At 71.0% G+C, this 16785-nt stretch carries 14 protein-coding genes and 2 CRISPR repeat arrays; of the genes, 1 reads left to right on the top strand and 13 read right to left on the bottom strand.

Features of this window, described 5'->3' with window-relative positions; genetic code table 11:
• Positions 1–223: 223 nt before the first annotated feature.
• Positions 224–923: a CRISPR direct-repeat array (repeat unit 29 nt; unit sequence GGGGTCATCCCCGCGGGTGCGGGGAGCAG).
• A gap of 83 nt (positions 924–1006) precedes the next feature.
• The 9 genes from cas2e to ACFV7Q_RS18700 form a co-directional block, all read right to left on the bottom strand.
• Positions 1007–1351 carry a type I-E CRISPR-associated endoribonuclease Cas2e gene (gene cas2e, locus ACFV7Q_RS18740; protein ID WP_385429678.1) on the bottom strand — a complete coding sequence of 115 codons (345 nt, stop codon included), beginning with the start codon at positions 1349–1351 and terminating at the stop codon, positions 1007–1009.
• Positions 1348–2301 (bottom strand): type I-E CRISPR-associated endonuclease Cas1e, encoded by a 954-nt coding sequence (gene cas1e, locus ACFV7Q_RS18735; RefSeq protein WP_385429676.1) that lies wholly within the window; start codon positions 2299–2301, stop codon positions 1348–1350. The genes cas2e and cas1e overlap by 4 nt, the downstream gene beginning before the upstream one ends.
• The gene (gene cas6e / locus ACFV7Q_RS18730) at positions 2298–3008 is read right to left on the bottom strand and encodes a type I-E CRISPR-associated protein Cas6/Cse3/CasE (protein ID WP_385429674.1); all 711 of its coding nucleotides are present in this window, start codon (positions 3006–3008) and stop codon (positions 2298–2300) included. Before cas6e ends, cas1e begins: the two co-directional genes overlap by 4 nt.
• Positions 3008–3781 (bottom strand): type I-E CRISPR-associated protein Cas5/CasD, encoded by a 774-nt coding sequence (gene cas5e, locus ACFV7Q_RS18725; protein WP_385429672.1) that lies wholly within the window; start codon positions 3779–3781, stop codon positions 3008–3010. The genes cas6e and cas5e overlap by 1 nt, the downstream gene beginning before the upstream one ends.
• Positions 3778–4998, bottom strand: coding sequence for a type I-E CRISPR-associated protein Cas7/Cse4/CasC (gene cas7e, locus ACFV7Q_RS18720; RefSeq protein ID WP_385429670.1), 1221 nt, complete (start codon positions 4996–4998; stop codon positions 3778–3780). The genes cas5e and cas7e overlap by 4 nt, the downstream gene beginning before the upstream one ends.
• Positions 4995–5738, bottom strand: coding sequence for a type I-E CRISPR-associated protein Cse2/CasB (gene casB, locus ACFV7Q_RS18715; protein ID WP_385429668.1), 744 nt, complete (start codon positions 5736–5738; stop codon positions 4995–4997). Before casB ends, cas7e begins: the two co-directional genes overlap by 4 nt.
• A complete protein-coding gene (gene casA / locus ACFV7Q_RS18710; protein WP_385429666.1) occupies positions 5735–10258 on the bottom strand; it encodes a type I-E CRISPR-associated protein Cse1/CasA in 4524 nt (1507 codons plus the stop codon). The genes casB and casA overlap by 4 nt, the downstream gene beginning before the upstream one ends.
• A gap of 118 nt (positions 10259–10376) precedes the next feature.
• Positions 10377–10511 carry a hypothetical protein gene (locus ACFV7Q_RS18705; protein WP_385429664.1) on the bottom strand — a complete coding sequence of 45 codons (135 nt, stop codon included), beginning with the start codon at positions 10509–10511 and terminating at the stop codon, positions 10377–10379.
• 766 nt (positions 10512–11277) lie between these two features.
• Positions 11278–11549: direct repeats of the CRISPR family, unit length 28 nt; unit sequence GGGTCATCCCCGCGGGTGCGGGGAGCAG.
• 334 nt (positions 11550–11883) lie between these two features.
• The gene (locus ACFV7Q_RS18700) at positions 11884–12390 is read right to left on the bottom strand and encodes a GNAT family N-acetyltransferase (protein ID WP_385429662.1); all 507 of its coding nucleotides are present in this window, start codon (positions 12388–12390) and stop codon (positions 11884–11886) included.
• A gap of 375 nt (positions 12391–12765) precedes the next feature.
• On the opposite strand from ACFV7Q_RS18700, the gene ACFV7Q_RS18695 reads away from it, so the two are divergent.
• Positions 12766–13050 (top strand): Ig domain-containing protein, encoded by a 285-nt coding sequence (locus ACFV7Q_RS18695; protein WP_385429660.1) that lies wholly within the window; start codon positions 12766–12768, stop codon positions 13048–13050.
• Positions 13051–13322: 272 nt separating this feature from the next.
• Here ACFV7Q_RS18695 and ACFV7Q_RS18690 read toward each other — a convergent pair whose 3' ends face one another.
• Genes ACFV7Q_RS18690 through ACFV7Q_RS18675 form a run of 4 tightly spaced genes read right to left on the bottom strand, consistent with a single transcriptional unit; the run spans position 13323 to position 16568 of the window.
• On the bottom strand, positions 13323–13874 hold the full coding sequence (locus ACFV7Q_RS18690; RefSeq protein WP_385429658.1) for a hypothetical protein: 552 nt from the start codon (positions 13872–13874) through the stop codon (positions 13323–13325).
• Positions 13875–13923: 49 nt separating this feature from the next.
• Positions 13924–14541 (bottom strand): hypothetical protein, encoded by a 618-nt coding sequence (locus tag ACFV7Q_RS18685; RefSeq protein WP_385429656.1) that lies wholly within the window; start codon positions 14539–14541, stop codon positions 13924–13926.
• Positions 14538–15797 (bottom strand): hypothetical protein, encoded by a 1260-nt coding sequence (locus ACFV7Q_RS18680; protein ID WP_385429654.1) that lies wholly within the window; start codon positions 15795–15797, stop codon positions 14538–14540. Before ACFV7Q_RS18680 ends, ACFV7Q_RS18685 begins: the two co-directional genes overlap by 4 nt.
• A gap of 3 nt (positions 15798–15800) precedes the next feature.
• On the bottom strand, positions 15801–16568 hold the full coding sequence (locus tag ACFV7Q_RS18675; RefSeq protein WP_385429652.1) for an ATP-binding cassette domain-containing protein: 768 nt from the start codon (positions 16566–16568) through the stop codon (positions 15801–15803).
• Between the last annotated feature and the right edge of the window lie 217 nt (positions 16569–16785).

The raw sequence follows: 16785 nt of genomic DNA, 5'->3' as shown, positions 1-16785 counted from the left end.
GGCGAGGCCATGGGCGGACTTCCTTCTCACCACTCCACTGAACTAGTCCCCCCGCTTTCCTCGCCATCGACGACGAAGCCGGGACGCCCTACGGGCACCCCGGCTTCGTCGCGTCCCGCCCCGACGGTCGGCGGCACTGGCGGGTTGGGGCGTCAGCCCCCGGCCCCAGCCGACGGACTCGGACCTCGGGTCCGTCGAGCCCGGCAAACATCCACCCCCGGTCGGCGTCATCCCCGCGGATGCGGGGAGCAGTCGTCCCGGCCGCCGCCGATCTGCCCGACGCCGGGGTCATCCCCGCGGGTGCGGGGAGCAGTTGAGGGCCTGAAACAGCGTGCGCTTGAGGTTGGGGTCATCCCCGCGGGTGCGGGGAGCAGGTCGAGGGCGTCACCCTGTGGTCGCGCGTCGAGGGGTCATCCCCGCGGGTGCGGGGAGCAGGACATGTCCGCGCTGAAGTAGAGCGTCGGCAGGGGGTCATCCCCGCGGGTGCGGGGAGCAGCGCTTAAGGGTCTGGAAGAAATCCGGGCCCCCGGGGTCATCCCCGCGGGTGCGGGGAGCAGTTCAGCGCGATGATCGGCGCCGCAGTGCCGATGGGGTCATCCCCGCGGGTGCGGGGAGCAGGCCGCCTCCAGCGGCGATTTCGCGCACGGGGAGGGGTCATCCCCGCGGGTGCGGGGAGCAGTGACTGTTACTGGTGGCGATGCCGACGTGCCCGGGGTCATCCCCGCGGGTGCGGGGAGCAGTGTCCAGGAGACCGGCACCGAGCCGGACGCCGGGGGTCATCCCCGCGGGTGCGGGGAGCAGCCGGTCGTTGTAGTTGGCGGGGTTGTACGTTCGGGGTCATCCCCGCGGGTGCGGGGAGCAGGCGCCCGCAGCGACACGTTCCAGCACGAGATCGGGGTCATCCCCGCGGGTGCGGGGAGCAGGGTTATTGACCTGCAGGTTTATCTGCTGGCTGGCAGGTTTTTCGGGACTTCTGGAGAATCAGACGTTCGGGCTGTATCGGGCATCAGCGGTTGCCGAAGCGGCGTCGTTTGGCTGCAGTGCTCCAGCCGCGTTGGCTGGGCTGTCGCTGGGGGGTGTTGTTGGGGCGGTGGATCAAGGTGATGCCTTCGTGGTCGACGGGGTGCCACTTGTGGTCATGGGATTCGAAGGCGAATCCCTGTTCGTTGTTGGTGCTGTAGGCGAGTAGGGCCCGCCCGATGCCTGCGTACTGCTTCACTTCCTCCCACAGGGTCGCCCTGATGCGGGCGGACGGTCCTCCGATGAAAACTCCGGGGGAGATTTCAAAGAGCCATCGGGTCAGGAAGCCCCGAAGGCCCGGTGGGCACTGGGTGAGGATGATGACGGTCACCAGGTCCCATCCGCGTAGTCCGCGTGGTTCCTGCCTGCGGGTACGGCGAGATCCCTGTCCGATTGAAGTGTGACCCGGTCGTCGCTCTCCCCGTCGGTGGTCTCGCCCTCGGGGAGGAGGAGTTGCTTGATGTCGTTCACGCAGCGGTCCAGCAGCCCGGTTCGGTTGATGGCGTCGCGCAGCGCGCGGCGGGTGCGGGAGCCGATGTCGTGGTCACCCTCGGCTGCCACGTCGAAGGCGACGGGGATGCCGATGTCGGTCTTGTACAGGTCGGCGATGTCCATGACGAAGGAGAGTTCGTGCCCCGAGTGGACGAACCCCAGGCCGGTGGAGCAACCGAGGGCGGCAACGACCGCGTGGGCGACCCCGTACATGCATTGGGCTGCTGCCGTGATGGCCTGGTTGGGAGGGTCGCCGGCCGTGAAGTCGCCCGGAACGTAGTGGCGTCCGCGCCACGGCACGCCCGTGCGCGCGGCCTGGTGTCGGTAGCACTCCCGGACGCGCTGCCCTTCGTGCCCCAGCAGTCCTTGCCGTGTCAGGCCGGAGGGGTCCTCGTGGGGGAACCGGAGGCGGTACATCGCGCGGGCGACTTCGAGGCGGGTGCTCCGGTTGGCCCATCGGCTGGCCTGTGCCTCAAGGAGGGCCGAGGAGCGGCTCAGTGCGCGGCCGCCCGCGTAGTAGCGGACTCCCTGTTCGCCGACCCATGCGACTGCGGCTCCGCTTTCGGCGAGGACGGCCATGGCCTGGTGGGTGATGCGGGTTCCGGGGCCGAGGAGCAGGGTGCCGATGGTGGCGGACGGGATGTGGGTGGTGCCGTCGGCGTCCTCGGCGGTGATGGCGTTCGCGTCCCGGTGGACGGTGCACCGCTCCAGGTAGACGAAGGAGATGCGCTCGGCGGCGCGGGTCAGCTCGCGCGGGGACGAGGCGCGGCGTTGGGCGACGGTGGTCACCGGGCACCGCCTCGGGCGAGGGTCATCAGGCCGCAGCCGTACGCCTTCGCCTTGCCGAGTCCTCGGGTCAGGGTGTGGCGTAGGGCGACGGGATCGGTGACTTCGAGGCGGCCGTCGAAGGTGACGGTCACCAGCGGTACGCGGTTGCCTTTCCCCGTGGCCGGCTCGGTCTTGTCGAACCGGTGCCGCCGCTCGTCGCGGACCACCAGCTGGTGTTCGTCGCCCTGCTGCAGGCGGCGGCGCTCTGCGGGGGTTTCGAGGATGCGGAAGCCTGCCTGTTCTTGTCGGGCGAGGAGCCATGCCGCCTGGTGGCGGGGCGTGCGGTGCGCAGTGCGCTTGCGGTCTTCGTCCGGGGTGCGGCGGATGTGGTGGACGGGGTTCGCCGTCAGTCGGAAGTCCCAGGTGCCGCCTTCGGTGATCCCGTCGAGGAAGGACTCGTAGTCGTACGTCTGCCAGGCGGCGGTGGTGGGCCAGCCGGCTTGTTCGACGAGGTGGGTGAGGTCGGGGCGGTCTTCGCTGACGATGAAGAGCACGACTTCCGCGCGGGAGTTGTGGTCGAGGCGCCACAGTATGCGCGCGGGGGCGTCCTCGCTGGGCAGGACGCCCGCGAAGGACGACATCACTGCGGCGTGCATGCGCTGCGGTGAGGCGAGGAGGTGGCGGGCGCCCGAACGCGCGGTGTTGATTCGGAATCGGGTCAGGTGCATCAGCGGCCGTTCAGCGGGGGCTGCATGGGCAGCGGGGTGAGGTGGGCTTCGGGGGTGTGTCGGGGCACGGGCACCGGCCGTCGCGGAGTGTGCTTCGGCGGTTCCGCGGGACGGAAGTGCGGGTTGTCGACGTCGACGGAGGTCGTGACGACGGTGCGCAGCGCGTACCGGCGGTGGGCGGGGTCGAAGCTGATCGGCTGGTCACGGAGTGTGGTCCCGGTCCGGGGTCCGGTGGTGGCGTCGGCCAGCAGGGACAGCGACACCGTCGCCTTCGATCGGCTCCGCTTCTGGTGCCATGCGGCGGCCTGCCACGGCTCGGCGCGCAGGACGGCGGCCGGATCGTTCCCGTCTCTGACCCCCAGGTCGAGGGGTCCTTGTGGCGGGCAGGAGCGGCGGCCCAGGTACGGGAGGTAGACGGGGGCGCGTACGGCTGTGTCCAGGGCCTGGACGAAGTCGTCGTCACCCGCGACAGCCGCGACGAAGACGGCATCGGCGAGGTAGAAGCGCTCCGAGACGGGCATCGACTTCCCTGTGTCGGGGTGATGGGCGGTCTGGAAGTCGCGCAGGCGGGTGCCGGGCTGGTCGATGCGTACGGCGAAGGTGAGCTCGGCGAGGTCGGACGGGTCGGCATCGCGCTGCCGGCCGAGCGCGGCGGCGAGCAGGCCGATGACCCCGCTCTTCGTCGGTGCCGTCTCGGTGGTGCGACGCGCGAAGCGGGCGGAGGACCCCCACGCCTGCAGGGGTCCCGCCAAGCGGAGGACGAGGACGCTCATCCTCGCTTCCCCAGACGGTCGGCCACGGCCTCTCCGACTCGGGTGACCAGCTCGCGCAGGTTGACCTGTTCTCCGAGCGGGGCCAGTGCCCGGGTCTGCTCGCCGACGCGCACGATCCAGGTGTGGTCCGCCGTCGCGCCGAACGCGTCCTCGACGGCCGGGACGTGCGCCGCCAGGGCCTGGCAAGCCGCGGGGACGTGGCCTTCCATCGTGCCGTCCTGGACCACCGGGATTTCGAAGGCTCCGACGAAGCTCACCGGGCGGGCGGAGCGCAGCTTGACGACGACCGCGTCCGGGAGGGTGTTGTTGCCGAAGGTGTTCTGCTTCCCGGAGGGCATGGAGAGGGTGAACCCTTCGACGAAGGCTTCGACCGCACGGCGGACCGGCTCGGCAGCGCGCTCGTCCTCCGTCAGGCCGGCGTCCAAGTTCCTGGCCAGCAGGTCGATGTCGACCGCGGCGTAGCGGTAGAGGGTGGCGGAGTTGAAGTCGACCGTCCCGATCATTCCTGCTCCGGGTTCGGCGTCACTGTTCTGGTCGTCCACCGCGGTGAAGTAGTCCGCTTCGAGGTCTACGGGGTGCACGCTCAGGGCGTGGGCGACCTGCGCGGCGCCGTCGACGTTGATGTCGGTGTTGTCGGCGACCATGCGGCCGAAGAGGGCGATGTCGACGGAGTGCCGGGTGGCTGCCGCCTTCTTGGCCCGTGCCTTGACGTCGGCTTCCTTGACGAACACCTTCGGCTCCGCCTTCTTGGCGATGCCCTCGATCGCCAGGCCTGCGAGCGCGTCGAGCTGGTGGGCGCTGAGGAAGAGCAGGTACGAGGACTGCGGGGCCTGCGGCTGGGGCGCCTCGTCACCCGCATCCCCCTTGGCACCCTTCCCGGAGGTCTTGCGCGCGGGGGCTTCGATCTTTGCGCCGGTGGCCATCTGGACGATCTCGGCGGCCATCGGCCAGACCTGCTCCGGGGTCAATGAGTCCTCGCGCGCGACGATGCGCTGGCTGAGGGCGTCCACCACCTTCTTCGTCCGCACCCCGAGGTCGGCCGGGTCGAGCAGTTCCTCGAAGGCTTTACGGGTCGCCCTCTTCCAGGCTTGGCTGGACACCCTGGAGCGGCGCACGCCTCCGTAGACGGCGCTCTTGGGGGCCCCCGTGTCATCCCGGTTGAGGTTGCTCGGGGGGACGGTCTGGAGGATGTGTACGTCGAGGATGGTGCGGCTCATGTCTCGTCCTTCGTCTCGTTCGTGCTGGCGTCGTTCTCCGGCTGGCCGGGTGTGCCGCTCTGCTGCGGGTCGGTGCCGGCCGGGGCCCTGTAGGCGGCGTGGAAGCTGCGTCCCCAGGCCTGCCGCACTCGGCCGGGCCCGCCGGGGCGCTGCCACTGGTCGAGCTGCTCGGCGAGGAGGCCGTAGTCGAGCGGGATCTCGGCTGTCCGCAGCAGGACCACGAGTTCGCGGAGCCTTTGGGCGAGCACGTCGAACGTCGTTGCCGTTCCGGCGCGTAAGAGTCGCTTGCGGATCTGTTCGTCGGAGTCGGCGCCGGACATGAGGCGTCGCACGGCCGTACCGAGGGAGGCCCCGTCTGCGACGTGCATGCGTTTGGCCCGGTTCGACTGCTGGTGCAGCGCCCACAGGGTCACGGCGACGTGTGCGGCACGTTCGGCGCGCAGCGCGTCTGCTTCGTCCAGGTGCTGCCCCTGGGGCTGGGCGGCGTAGAACTGCTCCATGCCCACCAGGCCCCACAGGTCCGGCGTCTCGGTCGCCTGCCTACCGATGCCCCTGCGTAGGCGTGCGAGGACTTGTGCGGCCTGGGGGCCGTCGTTCCGGTAATCGTGCTGGACGGTCCGGATGCGGTGGGCGACGGCCCGGCGCAGCGGCCCCTGCTCGCTCTCCTTCGCCGCGGCCCGGTCCTGGACGTGTTCCGGTGGCGGGGTGGGCGCCGGGATCTGCGGCGCGGTCTCGGTCATCGGGCTTTCTCCTTGCTGAGGTCGGCCTCGTCCTCGGCTGCGCCCGGCTCGCACGCGGTGGTGTTGCGCAGCGCGAGGGCCTTGTTGAGGCGTGCGTGGAAGACCCGCTCGGAGCGGGCGTTGTCGAGCCAGGCGGTCCCGTTGGCATCGGCGAGGAGCCCCGTGCCGGCGTTGCGGAGGATCCAGTAGGCCGTGCGCTGCCACGCGGCCCGTGCCCGGGCCGGGTCGTCGGTCCCGCCCAGAGCAGCCAGCCACTGGCGGTACGGGCCGTCGAGCAGGCCGAAACCCAGGTCGTGTGCCGTGTTCCGTGGTGCTTCGTTGTGCCGCCGGGAGGCCTCGGCGAGGTCGGCGGCGAGGTCTCCCAGTGCGCGGACCGCCCTGGTGCTGTCCCCGACCGCGGCGATGGCTTGCTTCGCGTACCGCTGGTCGTGCTCGTGGAGGAGAAGCACGGCCATGTCGAAGCCGTCGTCGACGACCTCGTCGATGACCGACTGCTGCGTGCCGTAGACCGCGCTGATCAGGCGGGGACGAATCTGCAGCTCCCGCGGCAGGAGGCGTTCATGGGTGAGCTCGGCGATCCACTTGAGCACGCCGGCCCGTAGGTCCTGGGCGGGTTCGCCCCGCTGGACGGGCTGTACTTCCGGGTCGGCTGCCAGCAGGGAAGCGAGGTTGCGCCAGGCAGAACGGGCAGGATCGTGCTGGCGTGGCATGTAGACCGGGGAGCGGCCGAGCTTCTTCTCCTGGGGGGTGCTGCGGCGCCATCCGCTCATCGGCTCACGCCGGTGGGCGTCTGCTGCCGGCAATGGGTCTCCGTAGGCGAGGACGACGCCCGTCACGGCATGGCCGTCGTGGTGGAGGCGGAGACGGCGGGACTGCCAGGTGTACAGGTCACGGGGGCCGGTGGGCCTGAGCGCCAGATCGTTCTGCACGTCGGGGCCGCACTGCTCGCGGCGCCAGGCGGGGCGGTCGTCCTTGTCGGTGGCGATGGCTGCTGCGTCGGCGGCGACCAGGTTGAGGAGGAGGGTTTGCTGGAGGTCGTCGCCCTCGACGAACACGCCGCCGATGTTGCCGGCCCACGCGACGCCCTGCGGGTACCCCTTGCCTCCCTTGACCCGGGGGTCACCGACGGCGCCGGATTTGATTCCGGAAGTGTCGAAGGCCTGGGCGTGGACGAGCCAGCGGGCTGCTTCGGCGAAGCCGAGCCGCTCCACGCCCGGCCGGCGCATCGTGAAGAAGGGGTCGCCGTTCGGTACGTCGGCCACGAGCCGGTTCAGGGAGGCGACCTCGTCCTTCTGCGTCCGCAGGTCGGCCACCTGGAAGAACGGTGTCGTGGGGTGGATGAGGTCGAAGCGGTGGCGGTGCCGGTCGAGGTAGGAGCCGACCGCGGCGAACGGCTGCGGGCTTTCGCTGAGGTGCTGCCAGGCGTCGATGTCTTCGGGGCCTTCGGTGGCGTCGTGCAGGATGGCCAGCAGCAGGCGCATCAAGGCGAATTCCTGGGTCGGTACGTCACCGACGAGCCGCCGGATCTCGGCTGCTCGGGCGAACACTTCCTTCAGGGAGAGTTCCGCCGCCGATCCGTCGCATAACTGGACGGGCAGCCACGGGCGGGAGACGAGATCAAAGCCTGGCACGCCTTTCACCAACTTCACATCCTCGGCGCCGGCCGGAGTGACCTCCAGGCCGTCGGACTTGCTGTACCGGAGGTCGAAACCTGCCAGACGGGTCTGACAGGCCTCGTCGAGCACGAGGAACAGCTCCCCGGCCAGCATGTGGCTCTCCTTGGTCTGCCACGCCTCGGGGAAGAACTGCTCCAGTTCATCGATCACACGGTCGACGAGCCAGGGTTTGACGAAGTGGTACGGCAGCCGCAGGGCGCTGGCGACGACGGCACGGGCTGCGCGGGGGGACGGCACGGCATCCAGCGGAAGCTCTTGCCCTCCCAGGCCCCGGTCGAGCCACGGGAGGGTGGCGTACGTGCCGTCGCCGCGCCGCTGGATGACGAGGACCTCAAGGGATTCCTCCCCGTCCCTGACCTGCGCCCGGCCTGCCCGGGTGTCGTCGGCATCACCCACACCTGCGTCGATCCAGCCGATGAGGGAGCGTCCCGGCCTGCGTACCTCGTCGAGCAGGAACGTCTGCGCCTGCCTGCGCTTCTTGGCCGTGACCTGGTGGTGCTCGGCCCGGGCGCTGTCCATGGCTTCGGCCCAGCCGTCGGGCACGGCGGGCGGCATGTCGCCGTACGCGCTCTGCACGAGCGGACTGATGTGGTCCGGGAGGATCACGGACTCGCCGTCCCAGTACGGGCGCAGGACGGCGAGGGAACGGATGAGGGCGTACCGCCCGTACACCGCGGCGGACCCGCCGACCGGGGAGGGTGGTTCGGTGTCCCAGTCGACGCCGGTGACCAGGCACGTGGGGGTGCGCAGACGTGGGGGCCGCTCGCATTGGCCTTCGCCCCGCTGGTGCCGGTGCAGTCGGCCCATGCGCTGCAGGACGAGGTCGATCGGTGCGAGATCGGTGACCAGCAAGTCGAAGTCGATGTCGAGTGACTGCTCCGCCACCTGACTGGCCACGACGATGTGGGGTCCCGGCGGGCGGGCGCCCGCAGGGCCGAAGCGGGCGACGAGGTCGGCGTCCTTGCACGCACGGTCCAGGTCGACGAACCGCGAGTGGGCCACGGTCACGGCCTTCGCGCCGAAGCGCTCCCGAAGGACCTGCGCTGCGTCGAGGACCCGGTCGACGGTGTTGCGGATCACCAGCGCGCACCCGCCGTCGGCGAGTTCGCTTTCGAGGCGGTCCGCCAGGACGCCCAGTCCGTCGTCCAGCTGCTCCACGGTGATCGCGCTGTAGCGGTCAGCGGCGGGGGGCGGCGTGCTGATGACCGTCTCCCGCCCCGGCGCCACCACGCTGACCAGTGGGTAGGCGTCGGTCTCCGCCAGTGCCTCGTGTCCGTCAGCCGCCTCGCAGTAGGCCAGGGCCAGGGCCCGGCGCCGGGTGGCGGGCAGGGTTGCCGACAGCATGACCACGGGGACCTTGTACTGGCCGAGCCAGGACAGGACGCGATCGAGGTATGCGCTCGTGTAGGCGTCGTAGGCGTGGACCTCGTCGATGACGACGACCTTGCCGGCGAGCGCGAGGTGGCGGAGCGCGAGGTGCCTGCTCTTGAGTCCGGCGAACAGCAGCTGGTCGATGGTGCCGACGACGAAGTTCGCCAGCATTCCCTTCTTCCGTCCGCGCAGCCACTGGTGTGCGACCAGCGCGGATGAAGCCGCGTACTCGTCGGAGTGGGCGGACCGCAGGGATTCGTGCGCTCCGTCGAGGTCGACGGCGGCGATCGTGCGGGAGCCGGCGCGCAGGTCCTCGGCGAAGTCGTCGTCGAGGAAGGCTTTGGAATGGGCCAGGGAGACAGTGCGCACGTCGTCGCCCGGGAGGTTCTTGAGCCAGTGGCGCAGACGGCCGTACATGGCGTTGGCCGTGGCCCTGGTGGGCAGCGCGACGAAGCAGCCGCCGGCGTGCGTACGGGAGGCGAATACCTCTGCCACGGCGAGGGCTGCTTCGGTCTTCCCCTCCCCCATCGGCGCCTCGATCATCACCAGTCCCGGCGTCGGCGTGGCACGTGCCAGCCGGACGACGTCGGCCTGGAGGGGTCGGACGTCGGGGCGTGCGAAGCGCGCTGTGAACAGGTCCTGCGCGTCGGCTGGGACGGTGGGTGCAGACCAGGGCGGCGGCAGTTCGAGGCCGCGCCACGCGGCCTCGATGCGTTCTGCGTCGCTGCGCGGATGTTGCTCGGGGTACAGGAGGAAGAGGTCCGAGTTGCTGGCGATCCAGTCCGCGAGGATCACGAGGGCTGACAGCACGACCTGGACGGGCTGCGGCAGCTTGACGGTCTTCCAGTGCGGCAGCCGTTCCCGAACGCCGTGAGCCGCGGTGCACCCGTCCAGTAGCTCCGTCTGGACGGCTCGCCACAGCTGTTCGCTCCGGCCGGGTGTCCGCAGCAGTTCGGGGTGCTGGTGCAGGGCGTGGAAGTGCTCGTGCCCGGGGAGCACGCCGTGGTGACCGCCGACGGCCACGGCGAAGGTCATCGCTGCCCTGGGGGACCACCCCTGCTGTTCCAGCCACTCCTCCACGAGGACCTGGCCGGCCAGACCGTGGGGGGCGCGTTTGCGGGCGTCGCCGAACTGTTCGGCGGTCGGCATGTCGAGGCCCGCTTGCGTCATGCCGCTCATCAGGGTTTCCACCTGGCAGGCGAAGGCTGGAGTTGCCTTGCCGATGTCGTGGACGGCCGCCAGCCAGACCACGAGCCGCCTGCCGTCGGCGTCCCCGTCGGGCAGGCTGTCGGCGACGAGCCCACGCACGTTGAGCGGGGTCCACTCGTCCCACAACCGCTCCGCCATGGCAGCGGAGTCGACCATGTGCCGCCACAGCGGGAGCCACTTCGCCGAATCCTTGTCGTACTTGGCCCAGACGCTACGAGCGGTGGGTGTCAGCGCAGCACCCCAGTGCGGTGTGCCGTGATGCATCTCGATTCCCCCAGACTGCAGTTCTCACCACCCCGGCGGAGAACGGGCTCCCTCCCCGCTCGCCCGCGAGCGGGGAGGGAGCCCGTTCGTGATCAGGGCGTCGCGTGTGCTCCGAACGTCATGTGGCCGGGGTCAGGCGTGTGAGTGAAGCCCGCAGGACGATGACCAGCACGGCGACGACGACGCCGACCCGGATCCAGGCATCCACCGGCAACTGCGATCCGGCGCCGCCCGTGAGTACGGCAACGAACAAGGGCAGCGGCCACGACTGTGACTGCTGCCCGTTGGTGCACTGGGGGTTCGTTGGGAGTAATGTGCGAGACATTCGCGGATCCGTTCCGTGGGTAGAGGTCGAGCCCGTCGCTTGTCTTCCCGGACTCCACGACGATGGGCTCGACCTGCGCGAAGGCGCAGGTCATAACACCCCAGAGGTTTCTGAGGTGCCATCGAGCACCGACACTACCGTAACCAAATCTTGATCAACTCCCTTCTGGTTAAACGCACTTCGGCCCGTTTCACCAAGGAGAGCAAGCGCAGTTGGTTCAGGTCGCCAAGAGAGCTGGCAAGGCAGAGGTCATCCCCGCGGGAAGCGGGGAGCACCAGCATGCTGAGCACGCGCAAGGATCATCCCCGGCAAGCAGGGAGCACGTAAGGCCTGCTGCTGGACAGCACAGCAGCTCACAGGATGAGGCTACCGGCGAAGCCCCTCGGTCGGGCCGCAACCGCACAACGATCGAGTAATGGGACGGGGTCACCACCCGACGCGAAAGCGCTGCCCTCCCACCACCATCGTCACGTCATGGAGCGCGGTCGCCTCATCGGCCCCCGAGATTCGGCAGGTCGAGCGTCACGAATGCGAGATGGCGAAAGGTCGCCCAGTGCCCCGTCCCACTGCCGGCCTCCGGCCGCTGACGCCAGGCGTCCCCTTGAGCCGTGAAGCCGCCACCCGATCGGCTCGCAAGGAGGCTCCCCCGCAGGTACGCGGGTCGGGAGGCGCTTCCCCACGCCGACCCACGCACAGGGTCACCCCGCGGGTGCGGGGAGCAGCCGGCCGCATCCGTTGCCGCGGAGTAGCCGTAGGGGTCATCCCCGCGGGTGCGGGGAGCAGACAAAGTCCGGCACGCCGTACCCGTAGGGCGAGGGGTCATCCCCGCGGGTGCGGGGAGCAGGCGATGGACGAGACAACCGATTCGTCGGCGGTCGGGTCATCCCCGCGGGTGCGGGGAGCAGCGCCACCGGCCTGACCAGCCCGTCGACATCACCGGGTCATCCCCGCGGGTGCGGGGAGCAGACTTGCTGGCCTGCCACTTTAGGCGAGGCAAGGAATGTTTCTGAGCACTTTCACCGAAATAGACATACGGGACGATAGAGCACTAAAGGGCTGAGGAGGACGGCGAGATCCGGGGTCTGGGCTCCCAGTTCCTGGGCATGGGCGAGATTTACGGAAATTGCGGTGTCTCGGCGGGATCGAGCGCCGCAGCCCGGAGGGCTTCGACACGGGCGGGAGGTGCAGGTGAACACGGGACCGGTGTTCCGATGAGCTCCGCGGATGCCGCGATTCAGCGGCTGGTGCTTTTGAGTCCGGATCCGGGGCTGGAGAGGCTCTGGGATCTGCATCGGCAGCGTCAGGTCGCGGGTGTTTCGGTCCATGCCGTCTCGTAGTAGCGGACCCGTGCGTCTTCTGCGACCAGGCGCATTCCGGCTGCGGTCATCACGCGCTGGGACGCGACGTTGCCGTGGTCGGCGTCGCCCCTCACGCAGGTGATGCCGTTCTCGCGCGCGAACGCCAGGAGTGCCGCCAAGGCCTCGGACGCGTATCCCCGGCCGCGGGCCGACGGCACCAGGCCGTAGCCGATCGTGACGCTGCCGTCCTCATCGGCGGGGCCGTGGAACTCCACTCCTCCGATCACGCACCCGTCGTCACGGCGCCGGATCTCATATGCGCCGGGATGCCGGGCACCGCTCCCCTCCGTGCAGGAACGCAGGAAGCGCTTCGCCGCTGACACGTCCCCGTCCGTCGGGTACTCGGGGGCCCGGTGAACCCCTCCGGCCGGCATCCCGGCGACCAGTGCCTCCGCCTCGCCGATGCTCAGCCGGTGGAGCACGAGCCGCTCCGTCACAAGGTCAGTCACAGCAGCATCACCCGGGCAAGGTTGCCGGGATTCTCCGAGCCGGGCAAGGCAGCCCCACCGGATGCGGAGCGGAGGGGGCGCCATCGACTTCCGAGCCGTCCCCACCTAGGATTCCGACGCTCCACCGCAACTCGAGCACTCTTGCCCATACGGGTGACAGCGGCCGGCACCCGGCACCCGGCACCGGGTACCCACACCGGAATTTCCGCCGCTTCCCGACGAGTTCGGAGGTCATGGTGACAGCCTCCTTACGCACTCCCCGCCGGCTGGCGTCGCTGGCGCTCTGCCTGGGCGCCTTGCTGGCCGCGCCCGTGGCTCCGGCGGCCCGCCGAAGCGGCCGGTGTCGCGCAGCCCGCCGCCCCGGTGGGCCGTACCGTGCTGGACAAGCCCTTCGTCGTCGGCATGGACGACCGGGTCGACTACCAGTACGACAGCGTGCGCCAGCAATTGGGAGGCATGGGGGGCGTCCCGCCGTACACCTTCTCGGCCGTCAACCTGCACGCGGGTACGTCGATCAACCCCGCCACCGGTCTGATCTCCGGAGTGGTCCGCAGTACGGGCACCCGTGTCGTGACCGTCAACATCAGGGACAGCATCGGGCAGACGGGCTCGGCCACCTTCACCTGGCGCGTCATCCGCGACGCCTGCCCGCGCTGTTGAGCCCCCGCCCCCCTGCACCACCACCACCGCCCGGTGCCGTTGACGACGACTGGGCGGGGTGCCGGGGTGCAGGGGCCACCCGCTAGTGCGGGTCCGTTGTTTCGGTCGGGTCGCCCGCGACGGCGAGTCGGCAGCGGCGGCGGTCAGCGCGTGCGCCGGCTTCGTCGGGCGCTCCGTCTGCGTCCACCCCGCCGCCTGCGGCACGGCGTGGGCACGGCCCGGCGCGCCGCTGGTCGCCCCGCCACGTCGTGCACGCCCGGACCGGTTGGGCGTCAGGCGAGGCGCGCCTCTCGGCTCTCGGCGTGGATGAGGTCCTCGTGTTCGTCCATGCCGAGGTGCACGCCGAGTTCGGCGAGCCGGGCCGCCAGGAGGGAGAACGCGGTCCGCTCGTCGTGCTCGCCCTCGTGCCGCCGGGCCCGGTCGGCGGCGCAGGCGCCGGCCAGGGTGCTGCCGGCCATGGCCGAGTACGAGAACTCGGTGTCGAGCGCCACGATCACGGGCGGGCGGTCCGCCGCTTCGTCGGGGTGCATCCAGTAGCCGACCCAGCCCTCGTCGCACTCCGCGACGATCTTCACGTACGTGGCCATCGCCGCGGCCCCGGCGTTGATGGCCTGCATCTCGGGGTCGGCGAGTTCCGTTTCGCTGAGGTAGCCGGTGTCGAGGAGCGGGTGTGGTTGCCCGGGTTCGCGGAAGGTGATGCCGAGGAGTTCCCGGCAGTCGGCGCGGTCCTCCCACTGCGCCACCAGCATCGCCCGCAGGTCGTCGGGGACCGGACGGCCGCCCAGGCGCTCGCGGGAGAACTCTGCGAGCCGCTCTTCGAACATGGCCCCTTTTCTTCACTTCTGCACTGATCGGATCGTGATGGTCAGGACCCTAACGGCCGCCTCCGACACGCACGCCGACGCCGACACCGACGCCGACGCCGACGCCGACGAGGCACGCGATCGCCATCAGGGCCAGTGTCGTTGCGAGCGCCCGGCCGGACAGCCCGTCGTGCAGGATCACGGCCCACGGCTCCGGGAAGCGGCCTCGCTGGCCGACGACCCCCACGACGAGCGGGATCCCGGTGACGAACGGCCCGGCGATGCGCGGTCCGACGCACGCGCCGAGGAGCACGGCCGCCGCGAGGTAGAAGGTGATGTTCCGGCCTACGGCGAGGGCGAGGGCGTCGTCGTCGGCGGCGGCGGCGAGGACGTGGGCGGTGCCGGTGACAACCAGGGCAGTGGCGGCGAGGAGCGCTGCCAGAGCGGTGTCCCAGCGGTGGACGGGCCGCAGGCCGGTGGCCTCGGTGTCCGGGTCGGTCCGCCCGGCGCCGTTCAGCCAGAGCACGGCCGGCACCACCGCCACCAGCCCGCTGAGCAGGAACTCGCTGCTGCCCGAGAGGGACGGCATGGGCAGCACGGTACGTCCGAGTGCGATGCCGAGGAGGGCGGTGAGGAGCGTCGCGGGGACGGTCAGGGCCGCGTTGCGGGACTTGAGCCACCAGATCACCGGGCGGCTCCCGGAATGGTGCGGTCCGCGCGGTCGGTGCAGCCGGCCAGTGCCGTCCGGAACTGCTCGTACCAGGCCAGTTGCACGGTGCGCGGTTGGGCGAGGACCTGCCGGACGAGGTCGATGTCCTGGGCGGTGTAGCGGTCGGGGGTCGGGGCGGGCGGGGTGCCCGACGCCGTGGCGGTGAGCCAGGCGTGGAGTGGCTGCGTGTCTTGGACGGCGGGGTACCGGCCGGTCCGGGCGCATGCTGGTACGGGGGGCATGAGCGTGCTCGCGAGCCGGCGCGGCACGTCCGGGCCGTGGATGGTGCCTTTGCCGCCGAACTCGACCTCCCCGGGCCGTGGTGCGGCGCTGAGCGTGTCGGCGACGGGTACCCCGGCCTCCGTCAGGCGGGCGGTGTGGCTGCGGACGAGGTGCACGACCCGGCTGCGGTCGGGGGTCTCGGGCCACAGGCACACGGTGGGGCGGCCGCTGGTGTCGCAGACGAGGTCCGAGGGGTCGCGGGCGAGTACGGGGTTGTAGCCGAGGTCGTGCACCAGCCACACGGCCCCTGCGGCGGCGGCCGCCGCGACGGCGACGGCGAGTACTCGTGCCGCCTTGAGGAACGGGTGGATGAGCAGGGCCGCTGCCAGGCAGAGCCCGGTGGCGAGGACGAGCGGGGCCCAGAGGGCCACCGGGTCGATGACCTGGCCGGGGTGGCAGCAGGACTCGTACGCCCGGGCGACGAGGTGTCTGGGCCACGGCTGGCTGAAGGAAACGGGGAACCCCACGGCGCAGAACCCGACGCCCATCGCGACCGGCGCGGCGGCGAGGCCCGGCAGGACCCGTCCGAGCAGGTGGCCCAGGAGGCTCGCCGCGGCCAGTACGGCAGCGTACGCGGCGATCATGCCCGTGTGGGCGGGCGCGGGCAGGGCTCCGGCCGCGCTGGAGGTGAGGAGCAGTGCGGCAGCGAGGCCCGCCAGGCCCATGCCCCAGACCGGCAGGAGGACGGCGAGCGCGATGGCGAGGGGCGAGCGGACGGGCGCCTGGTCCAGGACGCGGCCGCGGCGCAGCCGTGCGGCCTCCCAGGCGCCGGCGGCCGAACAGGCCGCTGCGGCCGCGGCCAGGGCGGAATCGATGCTGCCGACCACCGAGGGCCCGTAGCCGGGCAGGACGGAGGCGGCCATTCCGTCGCCGAGGAGTACGACGACGTAGAAGAGGAGGAACGGCAGCAGTGCCGTGGCCGACGAGGTGCGCAGCAGTGTGCGCAGGCGCATGGCTCAGACCTCCCGCTCTACGAGGCGGGCGTACGCGGCCTCGGCCCGTTCACGGGGCCCGCCGTGGGTCGCGGAGGCCGAGGTGGGACCGGGGACGGGGGCGAGGGCGTGGAACTCCTGCGGGGTCCCCTGGAAGCGGACGGTGCCCCGGTCGAGGACGACGACCTGCTGGTAGAGGTCGGCGAGGTCCTCGGTCTGGTGGGTGGACACCACGATCTGCACGCTGGCGGAGAGTTCGGCGACGAGTTCGCGGAACACCTGTCGCTGGGTGGGGTCGAGTCCGGCGGTCGGCTCGTCCATCAGGATCAGTTCGCTGCGGTGGCTGAGGGCCCCGGCGATGCCGATGCGGCGCAGTTGGCCTCCGCTGACCCGGTGGCTCTTGCGGTCGGCGAGCTCGCTCAGCCCGACCCGGTCGACCGCGGCGGCGGACGCCTCCCACGCCTCGGAGCGCTTCAGGCCCTTGAGCCAGCCGGCGTACGCGACCTGCTCGCGGACGGTCAGTCCGGGTACGGGGGTGATCTGCTGCGGGATCCACGCCACTTTGCGCCGGTAGGCGGTGAGCGCGCGGCGCTCGGCCCGGGTCCGGCCGAGCGCGACCGTGCCGGAGGCGGGCCGGAGTTGGGAGGCCGCGAGCCCGAGGAGCGTCGACTTCCCGGCGCCGTTGGGGCCGAGGAGGACGGTGGCGGGGGCGTCGAGGACCAGCCCGAAGTCGATGAAGACGGGGGCCTGCCGGCCGTAGCGGAAGGAGATCCCGTCGAGAACGAGAGCCATGGCGCTACCCCTGCCCCATGGCCGGCGCTTGCCCCGGTGCTTGCCCCGGCACCGGTGCTTGCGCCGGCACCGGCAGCTGCGTCACCGGCGCCGGCAGCTGCGTCACCGGCGCCGCATTGCCGTGGGCGCGGCCCGGTGCGCATCCTGCCGCGGGACAGCTGGGTAACCGTCGCTGTTCGCTCATCGCCATGCCCTCTCTCCCCCGAGGCGGCGCACG

Origin of the sequence: Streptomyces sp. NPDC059851 (assembly GCF_042732005.1) — a bacterium.
GTDB lineage: Bacteria > Actinomycetota > Actinomycetes > Streptomycetales > Streptomycetaceae > Streptomyces.
The sequence above is the reverse complement of the archived record's forward strand: the minus strand, read 5'-3'. Positions and strand labels throughout refer to the sequence as shown.